The 21,590-nt window shown below is 69.1% G+C and carries 15 protein-coding genes and 3 pseudogenes; 2 read left to right on the top strand and 16 right to left on the bottom strand.

What is annotated here, in order from left to right; genetic code table 11:
• Positions 1–62: 62 nt before the first annotated feature.
• The 7 genes and pseudogenes from CC117_RS29185 to CC117_RS29160 all read right to left on the bottom strand — a co-directional run bounded on the left by CC117_RS29185 (position 63) and on the right by CC117_RS29160 (position 10,153).
• The gene (locus CC117_RS29185; protein ID WP_071090088.1) at positions 63–1,226 is read right to left on the bottom strand and encodes an acyl-CoA dehydrogenase family protein; all 1,164 of its coding nucleotides are present in this window, start codon (positions 1,224–1,226) and stop codon (positions 63–65) included.
• A gap of 37 nt (positions 1,227–1,263) precedes the next feature.
• Complete coding sequence (locus CC117_RS29180; RefSeq protein ID WP_071090084.1) at positions 1,264–3,207, bottom strand: AMP-dependent synthetase/ligase; 1,944 nt, start codon at positions 3,205–3,207, stop codon at positions 1,264–1,266.
• A 71-nt stretch (positions 3,208–3,278) separates the two neighbouring features.
• Positions 3,279–5,228 (bottom strand): FAD-dependent oxidoreductase, encoded by a 1,950-nt coding sequence (locus CC117_RS29175; RefSeq protein ID WP_241830529.1) that lies wholly within the window; start codon positions 5,226–5,228, stop codon positions 3,279–3,281.
• Positions 5,229–5,269: 41 nt separating this feature from the next.
• Positions 5,270–5,914: an ABC transporter ATP-binding protein gene (locus tag CC117_RS29170; RefSeq protein ID WP_241830531.1), complete on the bottom strand. Its 645-nt coding sequence runs from the start codon at positions 5,912–5,914 to the stop codon at positions 5,270–5,272.
• A gap of 146 nt (positions 5,915–6,060) precedes the next feature.
• On the bottom strand, positions 6,061–6,831 hold the full coding sequence (locus tag CC117_RS40725; RefSeq protein ID WP_407673608.1) for an ABC transporter ATP-binding protein: 771 nt from the start codon (positions 6,829–6,831) through the stop codon (positions 6,061–6,063).
• A 51-nt stretch (positions 6,832–6,882) separates the two neighbouring features.
• Positions 6,883–8,814, bottom strand: a pseudogene (locus CC117_RS29165) (ABC transporter permease); the annotation flags it as partial.
• 85 nt (positions 8,815–8,899) lie between these two features.
• Positions 8,900–10,153, bottom strand: a complete 1,254-nt coding sequence (locus CC117_RS29160) for an ABC transporter substrate-binding protein (RefSeq protein WP_071090073.1) — start codon at positions 10,151–10,153, stop codon at positions 8,900–8,902.
• 466 nt (positions 10,154–10,619) lie between these two features.
• On the opposite strand from CC117_RS29160, the gene CC117_RS29155 reads away from it, so the two are divergent.
• Positions 10,620–11,303: a TetR/AcrR family transcriptional regulator gene (locus tag CC117_RS29155; RefSeq protein ID WP_071090070.1), complete on the top strand. Its 684-nt coding sequence runs from the start codon at positions 10,620–10,622 to the stop codon at positions 11,301–11,303.
• Between the two features lie 339 nt (positions 11,304–11,642).
• Positions 11,643–12,869 carry an oxygenase MpaB family protein gene (locus CC117_RS39985; protein WP_071090066.1) on the top strand — a complete coding sequence of 409 codons (1,227 nt, stop codon included), beginning with the start codon at positions 11,643–11,645 and terminating at the stop codon, positions 12,867–12,869.
• Positions 12,870–12,992: 123 nt separating this feature from the next.
• Here the strand turns inward: CC117_RS39985 and CC117_RS29145 are convergent, their stop codons facing one another.
• The 9 genes and pseudogenes from CC117_RS29145 to CC117_RS35435 all read right to left on the bottom strand — a co-directional run bounded on the left by CC117_RS29145 (position 12,993) and on the right by CC117_RS35435 (position 21,373).
• Positions 12,993–14,111: a phosphotransferase gene (locus tag CC117_RS29145; RefSeq protein WP_071090063.1), complete on the bottom strand. Its 1,119-nt coding sequence runs from the start codon at positions 14,109–14,111 to the stop codon at positions 12,993–12,995.
• 170 nt (positions 14,112–14,281) lie between these two features.
• Positions 14,282–15,439: a GDSL-type esterase/lipase family protein gene (locus CC117_RS29140; RefSeq protein WP_071090061.1), complete on the bottom strand. Its 1,158-nt coding sequence runs from the start codon at positions 15,437–15,439 to the stop codon at positions 14,282–14,284.
• A gap of 331 nt (positions 15,440–15,770) precedes the next feature.
• A complete protein-coding gene (locus CC117_RS40720) occupies positions 15,771–16,217 on the bottom strand; it encodes a superinfection immunity protein (protein WP_198542025.1) in 447 nt (148 codons plus the stop codon).
• Positions 16,218–16,392: 175 nt separating this feature from the next.
• Positions 16,393–16,691 (bottom strand): annotated as a pseudogene (locus CC117_RS35445) (DDE-type integrase/transposase/recombinase); the annotation flags it as partial.
• 205 nt (positions 16,692–16,896) lie between these two features.
• Positions 16,897–17,370 carry a PH domain-containing protein gene (locus tag CC117_RS29135; protein ID WP_071090058.1) on the bottom strand — a complete coding sequence of 158 codons (474 nt, stop codon included), beginning with the start codon at positions 17,368–17,370 and terminating at the stop codon, positions 16,897–16,899.
• Between the two features lie 358 nt (positions 17,371–17,728).
• Positions 17,729–18,994 (bottom strand): glycosyltransferase, encoded by a 1,266-nt coding sequence (locus tag CC117_RS29130; protein WP_071090055.1) that lies wholly within the window; start codon positions 18,992–18,994, stop codon positions 17,729–17,731.
• Between the two features lie 141 nt (positions 18,995–19,135).
• The gene (locus tag CC117_RS39485; protein WP_071090053.1) at positions 19,136–19,378 is read right to left on the bottom strand and encodes a LuxR C-terminal-related transcriptional regulator; all 243 of its coding nucleotides are present in this window, start codon (positions 19,376–19,378) and stop codon (positions 19,136–19,138) included.
• Between the two features lie 128 nt (positions 19,379–19,506).
• Positions 19,507–19,767, bottom strand: a pseudogene (locus CC117_RS29120) (alpha/beta hydrolase); the annotation flags it as partial.
• 865 nt (positions 19,768–20,632) lie between these two features.
• Positions 20,633–21,373: a class I SAM-dependent methyltransferase gene (locus tag CC117_RS35435; RefSeq protein ID WP_407673607.1), complete on the bottom strand. Its 741-nt coding sequence runs from the start codon at positions 21,371–21,373 to the stop codon at positions 20,633–20,635.
• Positions 21,374–21,590: the final 217 nt, after the last annotated feature.

Raw genomic sequence — 21,590 nt, 5'->3', positions numbered from 1 at the left:
TTCCTTTCTCAGGTCTTCTTCCGCGTCACAGGCCCAGACCCGTGTCACAGGCCGGATCCGTGTCACAGGCCCAGATCGCGGCCGACGATCTCCTTCATGATTTCCGTCGTGCCGCCGTAGATCGTGGTGATGCGCGAGTCGAGGTAGTCCTGCGCAATGCGGTACTCGAGCATGTAGCCGTAGCCGCCGTGCAGCTGCAGGCAGCGGCCGACGACGTCGACGAGCTGCTCCGTCGTCCAGTACTTCGCCCCGGCGGCTTCGGCGGCCGTCACCTCGCCGTTCGTGTGCCGGGCGATCAGATCGTCGATGTACACCCGGCTGACCCGGGCGGCGGTGACCATTTCCGCGAGCTGGAACCGGGTGTTCTGGAACGAGCCGATGGGCCGGCCGAACGCCTTGCGTCCGGTCACGTACTCGAGCGTCCGTTCGAGCACTCCCTCGGTCGAGGCGATGGCACCGACGGCGATCGAGAGCCGCTCCTGGGAGAGGTTCCGCATCAGCCCGGCGAAACCGGTGCCCTCGGCGCCGAGYAGGTTCTCGACCGGCACCCGGACGTCGTCGAAGAACAGCTCGCTGGTGTCCTGCGCGTGCAGGCCGATCTTCTCCAGGTTCCGTCCCCGGCCGAAGCCGGGCGTGTCGGCCTCGACAACCAGCAGGCTGAGGCCCTTGTGCGGGTCCTCGCCGGTCCGCACGGCGGTGACAACCAGGTCGGCGTTCTGCCCGTTCGAGATGAACACCTTGCTGCCGTTCACGACGTAGTGGTCGCCGTCACGCACCGCGCTCGTACGGATCCCGGCGAGGTCGCTACCGGTGCCCGGCTCGGTCATCGCGACCGCGACGATCAGGTCGCCCCGGGCGATCCCGGGCAGCCACCGGGCCTTCTGCTCGTCGTCGGTGAGATCCGTGAAGTACGGAATGACGATGTCGTTGGACAGGCCGATACCAGCCATGCCGTCGGACACCGGGTGACGGGCCAGCTCCTCGGCGAAGATCGCGTTGAAACGAAAGTCCCGACTGCCGCCCCCGCCGTGTTCCTCCGGGATGTTGAAACCGAGGACACCCGCGTTCCCGGCCTCCTGAAAAAGCCAGCGGTCGACCTTGCCCTCGGCCTGCCACCGCTCGGCGTTGGGCTTGGCGTACTTGTCGACAAAGGCACGGACAGTCGACCGGAACTCCTCGTGCTCCTCGTCGTAGAGGGAGCGCCGGGCCGCGTAGACGCCACTCATCATATTCTCCGTTCACCAATGTTTCCGATATCGCTGCTCACGCCTTCTCCCCGTACAGCCGAGCGATGACGTCCCTGTAACGGCTGCTGACGATCAGGCGCTTCATTTTCAGGGTGGGTGTCAGTTCCTCGCTGCCTACCGTCCATTCCTCGGCGAGCAGTTCGTACGCCTTGACCTGTTCGGGCCGCGAAAGCCGCGCGTTCGTCGCCTCGACCGCCGCGGCGACCGCGGCCTGGATCGTCGGGTGCGCCGCCAGTTCGGCCACCGAGGCCGGCGAGGCGGGCGAGGCGGGCTGGACGCCGAGCCGCTTCGCGATGACCGGCGCGGCCTCACCGTCGAGCGTGAGGATCGCCACGAGATACGGGCGGCCTTCACCGACCACCAGGGCCTGCCCGATCAACGGGCTTTCCTTGAGCGCGTTCTCGATGTTCGACGGAGCGATGTTCTTGCCCGACGAGGTGATGATGATGTCCTTCTTGCGGTCGATCACCCGCAGGAAGCCGTCCTCGTCGACCTCGCCCACGTCCCCGGTGTGCACCCAGCCGTCGGCATCGATCAGCTCGGCGGTCGCCGCCGGATCCCGGTGGTAGCCAGGTGTCGTGATCGGACCGCGCAGCAGGATCTCGCCGTCGTCGGCGAGGCGCAGCTCGATGCCGTCGTGCGGCCGGCCGACCGTGCCGAGTCGGAACGAGTCGGGGCTGCAGGCCGTCGCCGACGCGGTGGTCTCGGTCATGCCGTACACGTCGTAGACCCGCAGTCCCAGACCGGCCAGGAACCGGGCCACCTCCACCGGCATCGGCGCCGCGGCGCTGGTCGCCCACTCGATCCGGTCGAGGCCGAGGGCGGCCCGCAGCGGGCGCAGCACTGGTCCGTCCACCGCTTCGAACTGCTCGCGCAGCCGCGGCGGCGTCGCGCGGCCGGTCTGGGTCGACTCGATGTAGGTCAGTCCGACGGCGAGGGCCTGCCGCACGGCCGCCCGTCTCGCCTCGTCCGGCTCGGCCGCGAGCGCCGCCGCCACGCCGGTGCGGATCTTCTCCCACACCCGCGGGACCCCGAAGAAACGGGTGGGACGTACCTCCACCAGGGTGGCCGCGAGCGTCGCCGGATCATCGATCAGGTGGACGTGACCGCCCTGCAGCTGCGGGATGTACAGGCCGAGGAGCCGCTCGGCGATGTGCGCGAACGGCAGGTAGGACACGGTGATGCCGGGACCGTCCAGGTGGGCTGTCCGGGCCGAGGTGACCGCCTCGAACCAGATGTTGCGGTGGGTGAGGACGACACCCTTCGGCTGGCCCGTCGTACCGGAGGTGTAGAGGATCGTGATCGGGTCGTCAGGCCTGACGGCCTCGCTGCGGGCGGTGAGCGCGGCGTCCTGGCGGGCCAGCGCCGCCGGGCCCCGGAGCTGCGCGTCGGACCAGGCGAGGACCCGGCTGTCGGCGCGCAGCAGGTCGAACGCGGGGTCGATCGCGGGGTCGATCGCGGGGTCGATCGCGGGGTCGATCGCGGGGTCGATCGCGACGATCCGGCTGATCTCCGGGCGTTCCGCGAGCGCCTGGCGCCAGCGTCGGACATGGTCGCCGGTCTCCAGCACGACGATCCGCGGGGCCAACTGCTCGGCCAGGTAGGTCACCTGGTTGGGCGGGAGCGTGTTGTAGACCGACACCGGGATGCCGCCGGCGAGCACCGCGGCGAGATCCGCCACCACATGCTCGATCCGGTTGGAGGCCATGATCGTCACCGTGTCGCCCGGTTCCAGGCCCGCCTCCAGGTAGACCGCGGCCAGCCCCCGCGCACGGTCACGCAGCCCGGCCCAGGTGACGGTCCGCCAGCCGGTGCCGTCCGCCGGCTCGCTCGTCACGCGGCGATCGGAGTAGGCGGGCTCGGCGCCACGCTCCCGCACCGTGCGTTCGAGGACTCCGACAAGGGTCAGGCCCTCGATCTCGGCCTCGACGGCCGAGCGGGCTAAGGCGATGTCGGTCATCTTTCGCTCCCTGAGGGGTCGGGCGGCCGGGCCGGAACGGAAACGACGAGGTTCCATGCAGTTGCCGCGCATCAGACGATCCTGGCGGCGAGACGTCTGGCATTCATGTAGGCGATCGCCTCGATGGAAATCATCGGATTCACCCCGGACGAGGTGGGAAAGCAGGAGGCATCCGCCACCACCACATTCGGGAGTTCCCAGAGGGAGCCGTCCGGATCGGTCGCGCTCAGCTCCGGCGAGCCGCCCATACGCGCCGTTCCCATGAGGTGCAGTGCCGCGACGGCGCATTGCCCGGGACCATAACCCGCCGCGTGGCAGGCCGCGACGAACTGGTCGTGGGAGCCGCGCCGACCGGGCTCGTACGACGGCCCGGCCTGGTGGGCGGAGAATATCCGGCGTGCGCCCGCGGCCGCCGTTATCCGGGCCGCGCCCTCGATTCCCGCCTTCAGATGGGCGGTGTCGTGTTCGGAAAGCCGGTAGCGCGGCACCGGCTCCCCGTCCCGGCCGACTCCGACCTCGCCCGCGTCACGGTCCCGGGTGATGACGCCGATCGCCGCGGTGTGCGCGAGCTCCTTCATGGTGGCGAGGTGCGCGGCCCCGCCCCGCCAGTTCATGAAGCCCTGCAGGGCGGCCGGGTTGCCCGGACCCGTCTCGTAGATCACGCCGTGGCCGGCGCCGTCGAGATCGTCGTGCTCCCGGGAGTAGCGGGTCTGCAGGCCGCCCTCCCACGGCCGGATCGGCTCGTCGTAGACGCCCCACACCGCGGTGGCCGGATGCAGGCGCAGGTACCGGCCGATGTTGGGGTTGGTCAGGCCCGAACGGCGCAGCAGCGCGGGTGTCTGGATGGCACCGGCGGCGACGACGACCGCCCGGGCGTGCACCGTGACCGCATGGCCGGAACCGGTGACACCCCGGACCCCGACGGCGCGACCGCCCCGCACATCGACGCGGCGCACATCGACGTCCACGACCAGCCGGGCGCCGTGGGACTGCGCGTCCGCGAGCCAGGTCTTGGTGACCGACCGCTTGGCGCCCAGCCGACAGCCGAGTCCACAGCGCCCGCATTCCACGCCCTGGTCGCAGCCGGTGACATTGCGCGGCAGGACGTCGACATGCCAGCCGAGGGCGTTCAGCCCCCGTTCCATCACCGTGTCCCGCGCGGAGGCGGCGCTGTGGTCGACATTGACCGACAGTCGCCGCGTCACCGCGTCCAACGCCTCGGAGAACTCCTCGGTGTCGAACTGCTTCGCCCCCAGCGCCGCCCATTGGGCGCGGACCCGCGCCGGGGTCGGGAGCGAGGTGGTCCAGTTGACGACCGTTCCCCCACCCAGGCAGGACGCGGCGACCAGGGCGACCTGCCCCTCGGCGGTCGTCGCCGGCCCCGCCGCGTACAGCCGACGCAGGCCGGACAGTTCGCCGCCGTCGAAGTCCGCGTCGTCGTAGTACCCGCCCCGTTCGAGGACGACGACGTCGAGGCCGGCGCCGGCGAGGACTCCGGCCGCGGTCCCGCCTCCCGCTCCCGAACCGACGACCACCACGTCACAGTCGAGCGTGGTGTCCGCGATGGGGGTCAGTGGCGTCAGCGCGGGCGGGAAGGCATCCGCGCGCACGCCCGGCGGGCCGGGATAGCCGATCGCCTCCCACACCGGCGACGAGCCCGTCGGCCCCGGTGCGAGCAGATACGACGACGTGGCCAGCATCCGGAGGGCCTGGAACAGCACCCGCCTGCGCTCTGCCGGTGCCTCCCCCAGGCGCAGGAGAACATCCTGCCGAGTGGCGGGGTCGAGGTCCGAGAAGCGCCGGGGCCCGGCGCCGAGGAGAAGACCGGCCAGCCGGGTGTCCCACAGGGCGAGCAGCGACGAGATCCGTTCGCGGTCCACCGCTCGGGGCAGGCCCCTCACCAGCGCCTCGGCGATGTCGACCGCGCCGAGGGCGCTGGCGGACGGGACACCCGCGCCGTCCCCTGGGGCGAACGTGTCGCAGATGGCGACGAGCGCGGCACGCTGCCTGGGGCTGAGCACCTGGCCAGCGCCGGCTGCGATGGCTACGGCCGGAGGAGGTGTCATCGGCCGAAGTAGGCGCGTTGGATCTGGTCACGGTCCGCTCGCAGCGCCGCGGCCGGACCGGCGAGGGCGACGGCGCCGTGGTGGAGGACCACCGCGCTGTCGGCGATCGACAGCGCCTGGTCGATGTGCTGCTCGACCAGCACGATCGCCAGCTGCGTCTCGTCGGCGAGCCGCCGCAGCGTGGGCAGGATCGCCTGCACGGCGACGGGTGACAGGCCCATGCTCAGCTCGTCGATCAGCAGCACGCGGGGYCGCCGCATCAGGGTCCTGGCTATCGCCAGGCTCTGCTGCTCCCCGCCCGAGAGCAGGCCGCATCGTCGCTTCAACAGGCCGCGGATCTGCGGGAACCGGTCGAGGGCCTCGTCCAGCTCGGCGCGGCCGCCGGCGAGACGGAGGTTCTCGGCCACGGTGAGCCGGTGGAAGAGGCCCCGGTCGTCGGGAATCAGGCTCACCCCTGCCCGCGCTGTGCGTTCGACCCGGCCGGTCACGGGGGATCCGAGTGCGGTGACCGTGCCGCTCAGCGGGGTCAGCAGGCCGGCCGCGGCCAGCAACGTGGTCGTCTTGCCGGCGCCGTTCGGGCCGAGCAGCGCGACGATCCCGCCCGGCGCGACCTCCAGGGTGACTCCGCGCACGGCGGGCACGCCGCGGTAGCCGGCGGTGAGATCCCTGATCACCAGTGCCGGCGCCGCGGGTGCCACGGACGCCGTCGCGGTCGCTGGCGTTGGCGTTGGCGTTGGCGGTGCTGTTGGTGTTGGCGTTGGCGTTGACGCTGTGTCCGTCGATGTCTTCATGGGGTCACCGCACTGCCGAGGTAGGCGGCCACGACACGCTCGTCGGCACTGACCTCGGCGGGCGTGCCGGCCGCGATGATCCGTCCGAAGTCCATGACGTAGACGCGGTCGCAGACGTCGAGAACGAGCGTCATGTCGTGGTCGATGAGCAGCACACCGAGCCCGCCCGCGGACAGCCGCCGCAGTTCCCCGCCGAACGCCGCGCTCTCCTCGGTGTCGAGGCCCGCCGCCGGCTCATCAAGCAGCAGCACCTGCGTCGCGCCGACGAGTGCGCGGGCCACGCCGACAAGCTTCTGCTGTCCGAGGGTGAGCTCGTCAGGCCGCCGGTCCGCCAGGGCCGCCACCCCGACCAGCTCCAGCGCGGAACGCACCACCCGGTCGGAGCGGCCGCGACGCCCGAACACGTCGGTGAACGCGCCGCGGACGCCGGAACGCGCGACAGCGACGGTCAGGTTCTCGGCCACCGTGAGATCGCCGAAGAGCTCACCGGCCTGCCAGGTGCGGGCGAGGCCCGCCCGGCGGCGCTGGTGCGGTCCGGACCCGTCCAGACCGGCGCCGCCCAGTCCGACCGTCCCCGAGTACCGGGTGAAGCCGGTGACGGCGTCGACGAAGGTCGTCTTGCCGGCGCCGTTCGGCCCGATGAGACCGACGATCTCCCCTCCGCCCACGTCGAGCGTGACCTCGTCGTTGGCCCGCACCCCGCCGTAGCGGACCGAGATGCCCGTGGTCTCGAGCAGGCGTCGGTGGGCACCGGGTTCAGCGGGCATCAGCGGATGCCTCGTAACAGGGACGAAGGTGGCTCCGCTGCGGGGCAGCCGGGCTGCGAACCAGTTCTGGACGGGTCCGCAGGGCGGGAGGACCACCGCGCGGACGAGCATGCCGCTCGCGGCGATCAGCGTGTAGTAGCTGCTCAGATCGAGCGTCCGGGTGAGAAACAGGTGCAGGACGCCGAGCGGGCCCACCAGCCCCGCGATGACAGCGCCGGAGATGCTCGTGATCCCGCCGACGTACGTCATCGCCAGGACGGTGAGCCCGACGAGCACCGTGAACGACGCCGCGGAGAGCTGCCCGCGGCTGTAGCCGATCAGGCCACCGCCGACACCGGCGAGGAAGGACGCGATCGCGAACCCGAGGAGCTTCGTCGCGGCGACGTCCACCCCGGCGCCCGCGGCCGCCCGCTCATTGGACCGCACCGCCAGGAAGGCACGTCCGGTCCCGCCGCCGAGCAGGCGCGCCACCACGACCAGGCACAGCACGACGACGGCCAGGACGAGGTAGGAGAAGCGCAGCGTGATGACGTCCGTCCCGTGCCGTACCGCCAGCGAGTAGCCGAACAGGGACGGATCGCGGATCAGGGCTCCCGAGTAGGGGGTCAGCGCCGGGTTGTTGAAGACGAAGGCCTCGATGGCGAGCGCCGCGGCGATGGTGGCGACGGCGAGCTGGGCACCGCGGATCCGCAGGGCGGGGACACCAACGACGATCCCGAGCAGGGTGGACGCCGCCGCCGCCAGGAACAGCGAGAACGGGAACGGCACACCGGCCGCTGTGGTCAGTTTCGACAGCGCGAACCCGGCGGCGCCCGCGAAGGCCATCGTGGCCAGCGAGATCTGGCCGAGGTACCCGGTCAGCAGCACCACGGAGACCGCGATCAACGCGAGGATCGCCGACATCACCACGCTGAACCGCCACGCCCCGGAGGTCAGCGCGATGACCAGCACCGCGACGCCGACGGCGCCCGCCGTCGGCACCGGACGCAGGCGCGGTACCGACACCCGCGCGAGCCGCCCCGGGTCGGCGCTGCCACGCTCCGGGATGCCGCTGCCGAGCGCGAAGAGGGCGACGACGACGATGACGAACGGGATGGCGTCGCCGACACCGGCCTGCGCCCAGGACGGCCACCAGCTCTTGGTGGTGAGGAACAGCAGGATCTGCTGGAGCGAACCGAGCGCCAGCCCCGCCGCGCAGGCGATGCCGATCGAGGTGAGCCGGCCCACCAGCGCGACGGACAACGCGGGGACGACGTAGAACATGTAGCTCGTCGGGTCGAGCCCGCCGATGGCCGGCGCGGCCAGGACGACGATGAGGCCCGAGAAGAGCCCGGTCGCGCCCCACACCAGCGTGGCGAGACGGTCCGGTGCGTAGCCCAGCAGGCGCAGTGCACGCTCGTCCTGGGCACCGGCCCGGGTCGCCGTCCCGATCCTGGTGAACCTGAGGTAGGCCCACATCGCCACGGCGATCGAGATCGCGATGCCGGCGAGCATCAGGTTGCTCACCGCGATCGTGCTCCCGGCGAGCGTGAAGGTGTCCGCGGGCAGAATCGGCAGCGGCACCAGCACGGACGGGTCGAGACCCAGGGTGTCGCGGTCGAACCTGAGTGTCACCAGCGCCTGCAGGAAGAGCATGACACCCACCGACGCGACGACCTGCCCGAGCACCGGCGATCTGCGCAGTGGCCGGAACACCAGGAAGTGCGCGACGACCGCCCAGATCAGGCAGCTGGCCGCACCGATCGCGAGGGCCGRCATGGTGCCTGTCGGCCCGTCCGTGATCCTGACGCTTCCGACCGGGAGCACCAGGGTCCCGTTGGCACGCAGCGCCGCCGTCTGCCAGACGCCCCACAGTGCGACCGAGCCCTGTGCGAAGTTGATGATTCCGGTCGCGACGTAGACGCTGACCAGCGAGGACCCCAGCACCGCATAGACGGCACCGGTCGAGAACCCGAGAACGGCGAACTGCAGGATTTCGCTCATGAATAACACGTCACAGTGGTCATCGGCCACACCGACATCCGCACCGCACCGCACCGGTACGCCGTGGACGTCTTGCCCCTTCCGCTCAGATCGCGCCAGGAATGGTGGAGAGAATCTGCGGCGACGGGGTGATCCAGCCACCGCTCACCGGCTTGAGCGTCAGGTCCTTCTGAACGCTGAAAAGCAGCATCTGGGTCGTGCAGTTCGGAGTCGTGGCCCTGCCGCAGGTGGCCGGTGCGCCCAGGAAGGTCGGGAAGTCCTTCAGCGCCTTGAGCGTGGTCAGCACGGTCTCGCCGGTCAGGCCGTCGGTCGATGACGCGCCGGCCAGCCCCTGCACGAAGTCCACCACGGTCGCGAACTCGCCGTAGGCGTAGTAGTCCGCCGGACCGCCCGCCTTCTCGATGTACCTTGTGGCCACATTCATCTGCTGGCCGACCTCGGCCGGAGCGTGCTGCTCCGAGCCCGGCAGCCAGGCCGAGGAGTACATCGTCGCGCCCGGCGCCTCCGTGGGAGCCGCCTTGATGAAGGCGGTGCAGGCCGCGAGGAAGATCGCGCCGTCGTAGCCGACCGCCCGCAGGTTCTTCACCAGCTGGATGCACACCGACTCGTTGGGCGAGGCGATGAGCCCGGCGACGTCAGGGTCGGTCGACGCGACGGTGGAGGCCACCGCGCTGAAGTTCGGGTTGGTCACCGAGAAGTAGATCCCGGACGCCTCGAGGCCCAGGGCCGCGGACAGCGGCTTGAGCTGGTTGTCCACCGTGTTGTGGCCGGCCGGCGTGTCCGCCAGGGTCAGCGTCGCCGAGGTCATCCCCTCGGACTTGAAGCCCTGCAGCGCTCCGATGAGGAACGATGCCTGCGGCGCACCGAAGAAGACCCGGCCCTCGGCCTTGCTCCCCGTCGTCTGGTCGAAGGGAATCTGGCCGACCAGCGGTATTTTCGCCGAGACAAGTGTGTCGATGCCCGCGCTCGAACTGTAGTTGAAACCGTCGAACGCCGCGACGACGCCATCCTGCACGAACTGGTTGGCGCACGAGATCGTGGTCTCCGGCGTGCCGTCGATCGGGCAGCTCACGACCTCGATCGGGTGCCCTCCGATCCCGCCGAGATCACCGTTGACGTAGGCGACGGCGGCCTTCATGCCGGTGACGGCGCCGGGAAGCGCGTTGACTCCCGACTCCGGGCTGAAGAAACCCACCCTGACCGGTGTGCCGGTCGCGGTGTTCCGCCCCGTCGTGTCTGCGGCCGGGTCGTCCGAACCTCCGCAGGCGGCTGTCACCGCGAGCGCAAGGCCCAGTCCCAGCCCGACGACGACTCTTGATCGCTTCGCTGCTAATCGCATGAAGTGCCTCGCTTCTCGAAGCCAGCTCTCGTGGCGCGCTCTCGTGGCGCGGCGACATCGCACCCGGCCCCGACCTAGGCGCCCCGGGTGCGAAGTCCGTCACTGACAGGTGAAGTTAGACAAGACTGAGGATGACGTCAATCTCTTGTTTGGTTCCAACTCGCATGCTTGAATCAGTCCGGCCGGCACCGCGACCCCCGACCAGCCTCGATGGGCCGGCACACGGCGGAGACGACACGGAACCTGCGGGAGACCCATGAGCCACCCACGAGATCGCTGATCACGCTCGCCTGGCGCCGGCACCCAGGCTCCTGGCGCGCGGCGCATCGCCGGCCGGCGATGCGCCGCCGCCTGGCCCGCCGCCGCCTGGCCCGCCGCTGGGAACAGGCCCGTACCATCGCAACGGATCGCGCGGGCCTGGAGACCAGCCCCCGCCGGACCGTGAAGATGAGAACAAGGAGTGGTTGTGTCGACGCCCACTGCTGGCCGGAATCACACGAACGCTCCGGAGAGCCCCCGGCGTACGCGCAACGACCCTCGTCGCGAGACCACCCCACGACGCCTCGCCGAAGCCGCCCGGGTCGTCTTCGAGCGGGACGGGTTCTACAACGCCCGACTCTCGGACATCAGCGCCGAGGCGAAGGTGGCGTCGGGCACGCTCTACAACTACTACCGCTCGAAACACGATCTTCTGCACGAGGTCATGAAGGACGTCTCCGCCGAGCTGACCACACTCGCACCAGATCACGTAAGCGCCCAGTTCGACCCGGCCAGCAGCATCGAAGACGTGAACCGGGCCTACATCGAGGCCTTCCAGCGCAATGTCCACGTGCTCCGGGCCGTGTACCAGGCCCGTGACGACGACGAGCGCCTCAAGGCCCAGTGGCACGAGGTCGCCGAGCATTTCCAGGGCCGACTGACCAGAGCCATCAGCCGGTGGCAGGCAGCGGGGCTGGCCTATCCCGACATGGATCCGCGGCATACGGCCCACGCGTTGACGCTCATGGTCGAGCGCATGGTCATGGCCTGGTCCTACGAGGGCGTCGACTACGACCCGGAAACCCTGATCGACACAATAAACAAGATCTGGCAGCGGTCTCTCGGTGTTCCGATGCACGGAACGCCGGCCGCCCCGTCAACCCACACATAGTACGAACGAGAGCAACCCGAGATATCCGACCCACTCAGGGCCCGTAGTCRCCGCAGCGCGGACATCACCGCCCCGGCGCACGCGGCCGATTAGTACTGCGCCCGATCCGAGCCACTCCGGTCAGGCCGCCGACGTAAGYGCGCTCCGTCATTGACATGCCCAGTTCATCTCCGTTCCCCTCGACACCCCTCGACCGACCAGGCAATGCAAACCCAACCCGAAAAAACCTTGTTTTCGCATCCTTCGCGTGCTCTGATCACTGCGAAGTAATGATACAGAGATACCCACCTGTATCCCTGTACCAATCCCCGGGATGCCGGGGTGTCGAGAGGAAGAACAATGGCTGAGCGGAGCAGGCGCCAGTTACTCATCACGGGCGGGGCGTTGGGCATGGCCGGCGCGCTGGCCGCGGCGACGCCGGCATGGTCGTGGTCACCCGCGGGCTCGGTGGCCGGTACCGGAGCCGGCCTGGACCCGAAGTACGTGTGGGACGCCGAGGCCGACCCAGTGGTCGCCGGAGTGATCAACCGGGGTGAGACGACAGCGGTCAACAAGCTGCTGAAGAAGTGGACGAAGAACGGTCAGCCGCTGCCGGCCGGCCTGCCCACCGACCTGCGCGACTTCATGGAGCACGCGCGTCAGCTGCCGACGTGGACCGACCAGGCCAAGCTGGGTGCCGCGACGAACYTCAACCAGAAGCGTGGCCTGTACCTGGGCGTCACCTACGGTTTCGTCAGCGGCATGATGAGCACGATCATCCCCCGGGAGGCCCTGGCGGTCTACTACTCCAAGGGCGGTGCGGACATGCGGGACCGCATCACCAAGACCGCCAAGCTGGGCTACGACGTCGGCACGGCCAACGCCTTCGAGCCCACCGGCGAGATGATCGTCACCTGCGTCAAGACACGCCTGGCACACGCCGGGGTGCGGCATCTGCTGCCCAGCTCCCCGCACTGGACGAGGGTCGCCGACGAGGAGATCCCGATCTCCCAGGCCGACATGATGGTGACCTGGCACAGCCTGCCCACCACCGTCATGCAGAACCTGCAGCAGTGGAAGGTGCCGATCAACGCCGCCGAATCCGCGGGGTTCCTGCACTCCTGGCAGCTCACCGCCCACATGCTGGGCATTCTCGACGAGTACATCCCCGCCTCCTGGGACGAGGCCAACTCGCAGGCCGCCCAGGTCCTGACGCCCATCCTCGCCGCCACCCCCGAGGGCATCAAGCTCGCYGACATCCTCGTCAATCTCGCCTCGTTCATCGACGGCAGCCTTCTCAGCAAGCCCGTTCTGTGTGCCCTCACCCGCTACTTCCTGGGTGACCACATCGCCGACTCGCTGAAACTGCCGAGATACCCCTTCTGGGACACCGCCTTCGACATCGCCTGGGAACCCTTCGTCGCTGTCCGCGAAGGCCTGCTGAAGCTCGAGAAGGCCCCGGGGATCCTTCAGCAGGTCTACTGGGCCTTCGACGAGATCCTCCGCCTCGGCATCCTGGTGGTCCTCTCCGGCGCCGACTTCCCCATCAGCATCCAGATCCCCGACACCAACAACCCCAACTACTGACACCAGCGAACATCCAGCCCCGCCCGCACGATCGAGGCCCGCCGTGAAGCCCCGGCCCGGAGTAAACCCTGGCTTCGACCCCCGAAATCCTGAGGATTGACTGCCCTCTCCAGGCCCGGGAATCTAGTGTCGGGAGTGTCCTATGCCAGAAATTTCGAGCGTGGCCAGGGCTGCTTCGGTGTCCAGGTCGACAAAGGCAGCCGCGTAACGTTCTGCGAGGGTCAGGGCGACTTCGCGGCTCTGGTAGCCGTCGGTGCCGAGGGTCGACAGCCAGATCGTGAGCCCGTAAGCGGCGGAAGCCCGATAGTGGAGCCATGCCTCGTCGCGGGCTGGGCGGTCTGGCACGTCGAGCGCGGTGAGGTACTCGTTGACGAGGTCGACCTCGGCGCGGCGCCGGTCCTCGACGGTCAGCGAGCCGGTGAGGAAGTAACCGACGTCCTGCGACCATGAGCCGCGACGGGCAACCTGCCAGTCGAGGAAGCCGACGTCATCACCGGGCAGCACGTAGGTGTTGCCGATGTGGGCGTCGGCGTGCAGCAGCGTCACCGGTCCGCGGTCCAGCATGGCGACGTAGCGAGCCCACAGGTCGACGTGGCCGTCGCCGTCGTGCGCCGTGACCGCGGCGGGGAGGCGGGATGCGCCGCGTTCAAGACCTCGCGGTGTGTAGGTCCGCAGCCCCGACTGGAATCCCTGGGTCGGCGCCCAGGTCTGGACCCAGGCAAGGCGTGGTTCGGTGGCCGCGGAGAACCCCCAGTAGCGGCTGTGCAGACGCGCCAGTCCGCGTAGGCCGCTGGCGACCTGCTCCACCGTCATGGGTCGGGTCGAGTCCCTCGGGTCGCCACCCCGCCTGGTCACGTCCTCCATGAGGATGAGGTAGTCGAGCCCCGGCCGGTCGATGATCACCTTGAAGGCCTGCGGATGGTCGACGGGAATCGGAACGCCCGAGGCGAACAGATCAGCCTCGTTGAACAGGTTGCCGTTGCGGGCGTGGATGGCCCGGTGCACGCCCTCGGCTTTGAGGAAGACCCGGCCGGGGCCGGAACCCGCCGCGTACGTGAGGTCGAACCGTGCGCGACGGTTGGTGCCATCGTCGCGCGCCACCAGGATCGCGTCCTCGATCACGGCGCCCGGGCAGCTCTCGGCCAGTGCCGCGGCGAACCAGTCGGGCGTCGCCTCGGCCCAGTCGGCAGGGATCCGTAACGGGACGGCTCCGTTCGAGGCGTCGGCGTCTCGCAGCAGCATGAGGAGAAAGTATGTGTTCACTTACGCCGTTGGTCAACTCTGTCGGAGGTGGACCTACGATCAACGGGCAGCGACTCTCAGTCCGAATCAGCAGCTCCAGCAGGTCGCCCCGCGGCACGGGACGGGACGGGACGGGCATGTCGAGCGGCGGGCGTCGGCGGGTCCGCCGGTCAGCGGGTGGTGGCGCGTCCCGGCGGGCCGGGCTTCCCGGTCATGCTCCCCTTGACCGGGATGACCCGGTACTCGGTGATCGTCCCGGCGGGCAGCGGGTCCGTCGTCCACGTGTTCGTCCCGGGTGTCCCGGTCAGTTTGCCCGGAAGGCGCTGGAATGCCTGTTCGCCCCGGGACAGCACTCGTTGCTCGACGAGGTACTCGGTCGCACCGGGAGTGGCGGGCCAGGTCAGTACATTGCGCCCCGGCTGGCCGGTGACGGTGACCGCCCCACCGCTGTACGGCCACGGGAAGTCGCCGTACAGCGGGCCGAAGTCGGCACCGATCCCGAGCTGCGCGAGTGCGTTCGCCTCGGCCCGGGCGATCACGAAGTCGCCGGCAGGGTTCGGATGCGAGCCATCCCAGGTGTACCGGTACGGGTCCCAGTCGGCATAGTCACGGGCGACGACCACCCGGGACCGCTCCGTCTGCCAGCTTCCGACCTGCTGGTCGAGCAGCGTGTTGTAGGCGGTTGCCTGCTGCTGGAGATCCCGCCCACCGTCGTATCTGGAGCGGTCCAGGACCTGCGAGACCACGACGTCGATGTCGGGGTTCAGCAGCCGGGCGTTGTTGATCAGAGCAATCATGTCGTCGACAGCGGTCTGCGGCGCCGACCAGTAGGTGAGGTCGTTCGCACCCAGGGACACGATCAGCACGTCGGCGGGCGTCGCGCGCAGCACGTTCGCGATCGCATCCCGCTCACCCCGGATGGATGCCCCCCAGACCGCATGGTGGTCCCGGTCGAACCAGGCATCGACGTAGTCGTTCGAGCCGGGCACGTTCGCGACGTTGTCCCAGACGTCGATGCGGTCGCCGACGAAGTCCACCCTGCCCGGCGCGGTGAGGTTCAGGTGGTGGGCAAGCCGGTAGCGCCAGGTGTAGTCACCGGCGGTCTGCACGGCGACCGAGTCGCCGAGGATCAGCACCCTGGTCGGCGCGTCGGACTGGTCGCCGCCCCCGCCCGCCACGGCCACAGCCAGACCTGTGCAGCCGGCCAGCAGAACCGCGGCTACCAGCGCGGCCGCCAGGCGCGCCCGCCTGCCCAGCCACGCGCCCGCTGCGGGCTCGAACAGACGCCGGAAGACGCGGCGCTGCCCACCCGTACGCAGTCCGCCCATGCTCCCCACGCCGCCTCCCGCCTGCCGCCGAGTCGGTCCAGACAACGCATTCTGGCAGTTCGGAGCGGAAACTGCGCAATCCAGCGACAGGATTCAACATGTGCACGCCGAGCGCCGGGAGATCAAAAAGATCGCGAAGTCCCGGCCGCCGGGGCCGGCGTTGTTGCGCTCGGGGGGATTCGACGCACGCCAGAGGCTCCGGCGACCGGTGGCCGGACAGCGCGGGCGAGCCCGGTGAATGCCAGCAGGAATGCCGGGGCCCGGGGGTACACACCAGCGCTCGCGTTTCCCGCCCCTGGTGCCCGATGCCCGCCGGGTCGGCCTGCGGCGATCAGGGCTGCGGATGTGGGCCGCTCGGGCCGCCGGGGTCGGGAAGCCTGGGGTGAGGGCCCGAGGGCGAGGGCGGCTGCCACCCCTGCGGCGGTGGCCCCTCCGGCAGTTGCTGCGGCGTCCACTGGCCACCGGAGTTGGGGGTCGGATGTTGCGCCGGCGAGCCGTATGGGCCCGGCTGCTGGTACCACGACGGAGCGCCGGATGGGCCCGGGATCGCGGGGGGCGGCGGGTAGTACGCGATTCCGACGGCTGGCGGAGGCATGTTCCTGTTCCCGGAGCTCACCGCCAGGGCGAGAGACCCGACCCATCCGATGACCGTCCAACCGAGGAAGAGATTGATCACGATGACCGACGCAACCTGCCGCTTGCGCATCATCGCAATGATGCTCGGCAGGAAATACAAGGGGAAACAAATAAGCAGATAAAGCCAGATGACGGCATTCACGAAATCCCCCGCTCCCCCGGGTCGGCGACACAGCGAAACCTGATCGGATAGTAGCACGATGACGACATCCCGCTTCCATGCTGCAAGCGCGACATTACGGGCCAGTGGCGCCCGTTAATTGCTTTGAAGCAGACGTCGGGACGGACCGACATAGCCAGCACATCAGGGGCACTGTCATGTTCTGAGGAAGGGAGGCATGCCAGAGGCCACGGCGGCTGCCGGAGCGGAGGCGTTCCAGCCCGCACATCGGCCGGAGTCGGGCTTTCAACCGGCCATGGTCGACTTCGATCCGGTTGTTCTCGCGGGCGGCATCCACGTGGCACGCTCCGAGAGAAGATCGCCAAGAACCCCTGGGTGCACCGGGGCCTTGTCCGCTGTGACCTCGGACCGGCCGTGGGACAGCGTCCGGACCAAGAAGCGGCGGACGGCGATCTGATCTCGGCGGGTGCTCGCGAGGACGTCGATGGCCTGGCCGCCAGCCCGCAGCGTAGATCAGCTTAATCGCGACTGTCCGGATTGAACGAGGTGCATCGCCCAGCAGTCGGCGGCGTAGGGCTACGCCCAGCAGGCCCCGGCGGCGGGTCGCCCGTGGGCGCAGCCGGCCGACGGCTATCCGACCGAGCCGCCCTTCTGAACGCTCCAACGTCACGTTCAGGAGGGACAGCACAGTCCTGCGCCGCTACCAGCCCCGGCCCTGCTGCGGGCCCCGTGCATGTGCAGCCAACTGGTTCAGCATGTCGCGAACCCGGGCGGGTTCGGGCACAGACTGCAGGACAACGGTCTCCTGCCCCCACCCACGGCGGACGTGCACGACCACATCACCGATGCTGCGGGCCCGCTGCACGAGGGTCTGCCGGATGTCGATGTCGTACAGCCAACCAAGCTCGTACTGCTCGGTCTTGGTGGTGGCGATGCCTTCGGTGACGTACAGGCGGACAGCGGTGACCCGGTAGCGGCCGGCGGCACGCCCACCTGATGCGATCCCGGCAAGGGTTTGGCTGGCTGTCTCCCACAGGGTCCGCTCGTCCTGCGGCCCGGATGCGGGTACGTAGGCGGGCGGCGGCGGGTAGCCCTGCCCGCGGCCCGAGTGCCCGTACGGTGCGGGCTGGTGCGACTGGTGGTGGTGCGGCTCGGGTGTCCCCTGCCAGTTCATGATGTTCCCCCCTGCGGTCCGGCAAGGGACGTTATTACCGCCTGGCGAACAGTCCGGTGCGGGGGGTGATGATTGGTGGGCTGTTGCCGGTCCTGTGGGCAGCAAGGGGGTGTCCCGCCACCCGGGCCGTAGCCCGTCGACGTCGACGAGGCTGTTCAGCTCAGCCTGGGTGTAGGTGCGCTCCCCGTCGCGTTCCGGCACCGGGGGACGGTAGGAGTACAAGGTCGTCCTGACTGGTCATGGATGGGCTCAGGACATGCCTGACGCTCTGTCGTCAGCCGAGCGGACCTGAACGTTCACCGGTCTCGTTCCCGGCCACAGACCTCGAACGACAACCTCTGTCCTGGTGCGGCCGGGATCAGGACCGCTGTGCCTTCTCGAGGAAATCGGCGGCGCATCCGGCCGCGTCCTCCGATCTGAGCTGGGCGGCCAGCCGGGCCGCTCGTTCCCTCGGTTCGCGGTCCAACAGCGGTTCCGCGGCGCGGACGAGGGTCCGCTCACTCATCTCGGGGAAGCGCAGGGTGGCGCCGATCCCGAGGCGTTCGAGCTGTGCGCCCCAGAAGGGCTGGTCGCCGATGACCGAGCACACGACGGTCGGCAGTCCGGCTCCGACAGAGGCTGCCGTGGTACCGGCACCGCCATGGTGGACGGCGATGCGGCAACGCGGCAGCACCGTGTCGTGGTCGAGGTTGCCGACGACACGGACCCGCTGGTCAGCGCTGATGCCGGTCGGGATGTCGGACCAGCCCGCGCTCACCAGCGCGCGCAGCCCCAGCCTGCGGGCGACCGTGCTGATCAGATCGAGCACCCGGGATGGATCCTGGACCGGCATGCTTCCGAATCCGAAGTACGCGGGCGGTTCACCGTCGTCCAGCCACTGGTCCACGGCCGGGTCGAGCTGGTGCTCCCCGAGCAGCTTGCGCTGCTCGGCCGACAGCGTGAGGAAGCCGACCAGCGGGCGACGCGGACCCCAGGCGGCGAGTTCCGGCACCAGGAACCGGCTGTAGGCCTGCAGCTCTGTCGCGCCGGCCCGCGCGAGCCGGCGAGGAGTCGGTACTCGCGTCGGCCGCAGGCCCAGCCGCGCCCGCAGCCTGTTGACGTCGGCGGCGAGGACCCGCCAGCCTGCGGACTGGACGGCGTGATACATGAAGTGGTTGACGGCACGCGGAAACCGGCGGGTGCTGGCGAGGAAGAACGGGAAGGCCCCGTTCGCCCGCATCGGCGTGTGGTGCAGGGATGCCATCGGCACCCCTCGCCATTCCGCTATGCACGCCGCCTCGTCCTCGATGGTCACACCGGACACGATGAGATCGGCGCCGTCGGAGATCTCCGCCATGGCGTCGGCGATGCGTGTCGCCTGTTGACGCTTGTAGCGGCTGAACCCCATCATGAGTTTTCCCAGATCGCCCGAGGCCAGCCATGCCCGCACCTCCTCGGATCCCATGAAGTCGTGCGCACCGACGCCGATCGACGCGGTCTCCACCCCCATGCTGAGCCCGAAGTGGGCAAGGTCCTCGGGGAGACCGAGGACCACCTCGTGACCGCGCCGGGCCAGTTCGGCGCCGAGTATCGCCGCGGGTTGTGCATCGCCTCGGGTACCCATCACGAAAACTGCGACACGCACGGAGCCACCCTTCCTCCTGAAGCCCGACCATGACGAAGGAGCCCGAGCCCGCCGTGGGAGCGCCCGGCTCGCCCGGACGCCGGGCGCGCCGGACCACCACGGACCGATTCGGGTCAGGCTGAGGAGAGGATCTGAAGCTGATCAATTCGATCGCAGGAGCACCCTGTCGGCGCCGTCCCGCCGGGTGACGCTCCCGATGCTGGCGACGATCCGGCCGGACTGCTGGGCCCGCGCCGTCACCGCCAGCTTCCCGAACACGGTACGCAGATGGTGATCGACGGTCTTCTCGCTGAGGACGACCTCCCGGGCGCCCTGACGGCTGGCGAGACCCGCGGCGGCCCGCCTGCCGACGGCGAGCTCCGGACGGCCCGGCGAATCGGGCATCTCCACACATTCCAGGAATCAGCGATAACTCGAACCGTACCGGACGACCGGGAGCTGTGACGAATGCACCTGTCGCCCGCACCCACGGGGCGCAGCAGCTCGCCGTGGTGGGCCGGACGTCGGTCCTGTCAGGCGGCGGCGACCTCGTGGAGCGCGTCCGCGACCGCCCGCGGCTCGGTGATCATGAGGTCGTGGCCGGTGTCGATCTCCCACAGGCGGCCCGCCGCGTGCGCCTTCTCCATCAGCTCCGCGTCGCGGGTGGCCAGCGTGGAGGTGCACACGATGTGGTACTGYGGGATCACCCAGAGCGCCTCCTCGTTGGTGAGCGTCAGCGGCTGCTCGAAGCACCGCCACGGGTGGCCGGTCAGGCGATCGTCCATCCAGGCGAGGGGCTCTCTAACCTCGGGCTTTTGCCGGGCTGTGAGATGCCCTTTTCCTCCGGACAGTAACCCCTACTAGAATGATAAGAACCGTCGGCGCAGCGCCTACGCCGAAGCGCTGCACCTGTCCGCGGGCCTCACCCGCGCGGCGCAGCGCGCCCAGCTTGATCTGGCCCGCAGCGGTGAACGCGTTCTGGGCGGCGCGGTCCTCGATGGCAGTGAGCGCGGCAAGGTGCTCCGGTGCCGGGCGGCCGCGTTCGGGCCGCTTGCCGATACCGGTGCCGACGTCGAGACGGCGCTACCGCCCGTCGCTTGCTGATGCCGAACTTCCAGCTGCCGATCGTGCGTCGCGGTGCCCGTCAGGCGGCTGAGCTCGGCGGCATCGACGCAGGTCGGGGGGTCCACGGTCATCGGTGCCGGGAAACCGGCTGTCATCGGGCTCGCTGCTGAGCTCAACGAGAGAAATGCTCCTCATCAAACTAATCAACTTGAGCGGCAGGCAGCCTGTGAATATGACCGTGTGCCGCGACCGAGCCGCCTGCCCGCCATTTCCCGGTCCGCTGTCGCGACGGACGTGGTGTTAGCATCAGAACAATGACGACAGGGGAACCTGGGGCGCCGGGATTGTTGGCACTCCCGTCGGGCCGGATTATCCGCGACAGGAGGCTGCGGCAGCCGCTTCCAGACGGAAGTAAACCATCGTTCGGACTGTACCTCGTGGGACGTCGCATCGCCATTCACCTCCAGCCATGGAGCGCGGCCAGAGCCTTCGGCGCCGACAACAGCGACCGAGCCTTCAAGGCGAGCAGCTCGTCCAGCGGCAACAAGCCATCCGTCCGACTGCCTCGCGGCCGGATATCTCGGGTGACGAGCATCACGRCTGGGTGCGCGCCTGGATATTGAGCCGTACGAATTCGAGTTGAGGATCGGGTAACTGAGCGACAACCTTTTTCGCAAGTCGCAGCCGATCCTCCGATGAGAACTCGCTRACGTAAGGCGCGATCACCCCGTCCAGGACATACGAGATGAGATCGCTCGTGTCGTCGAAACGCACGATTTCATTGGTCGACCAGCAGCTGATGCCCTCGTAGCCCGCGGCAACGAGTCGCCGTTCGGATTCTTCTGGGCTCGCATAACAGTTATATGGTCGCCAATCCACCCCCAGATCGAGGAGGACATCACGAACCGCCCGAACACTCCCCCGGCCACCTGACTGACAGGCGAAAATTCCGCCACTTTTTAGGATCTGATGTAGGTCTCGAAAAAGTGCCTCATGGTCGCGGACCCAATGCAAGGCGCCAGCAGACACTGCAGCATCGAACATACCGAGGTTCCGCACTGCGTTTCCATCCTCGAGATCGACCTCACGGAGCGTGCACCGTTCGCCATACACCGACAATCTTTTGGCCGCAGCCGCGAGCATGCTGTCGGAGCTATCGACGGCGACCACCTCGGCATCCGGAAATCGTTCGAGAAGAGCCTCGGTGACTCGACCAGAACCGCATCCTGCATCGAGCACCCGCGTGATCGGCATACCGGAAATCCTGTCGAGAACATCTAGACCCCACCGATGCTGGGGGCTCGCAACCTTGTCATAAGGCTCACCTTTCCACACGTCGGCAACGCTCCTTCGCTCGTCGGTCCCGGATCGAGCCGTGTTTCCCACGGCGCGCGATCGCCTGCAGCCGCTGGCCTTCCTCATCGGTCAGCCGCCGCGCTCGCACCGGCTGTCCAATCGGGCTCACCTCCCGGGATCGATATCAGCTACCAATCCCGATGGTCCACCCGAAACCGCCCGATCCCCAGCACTCCGCCCGGCGTGTCCTCACAAC

Origin of the sequence: Parafrankia colletiae (assembly GCF_001854655.1) — a bacterium.
GTDB classification, from domain to species: Bacteria; Actinomycetota; Actinomycetes; order Frankiales; family Frankiaceae; genus Parafrankia; species Parafrankia colletiae.
The sequence above is the reverse complement of the archived record's forward strand: the minus strand, read 5'-3'. Positions and strand labels throughout refer to the sequence as shown.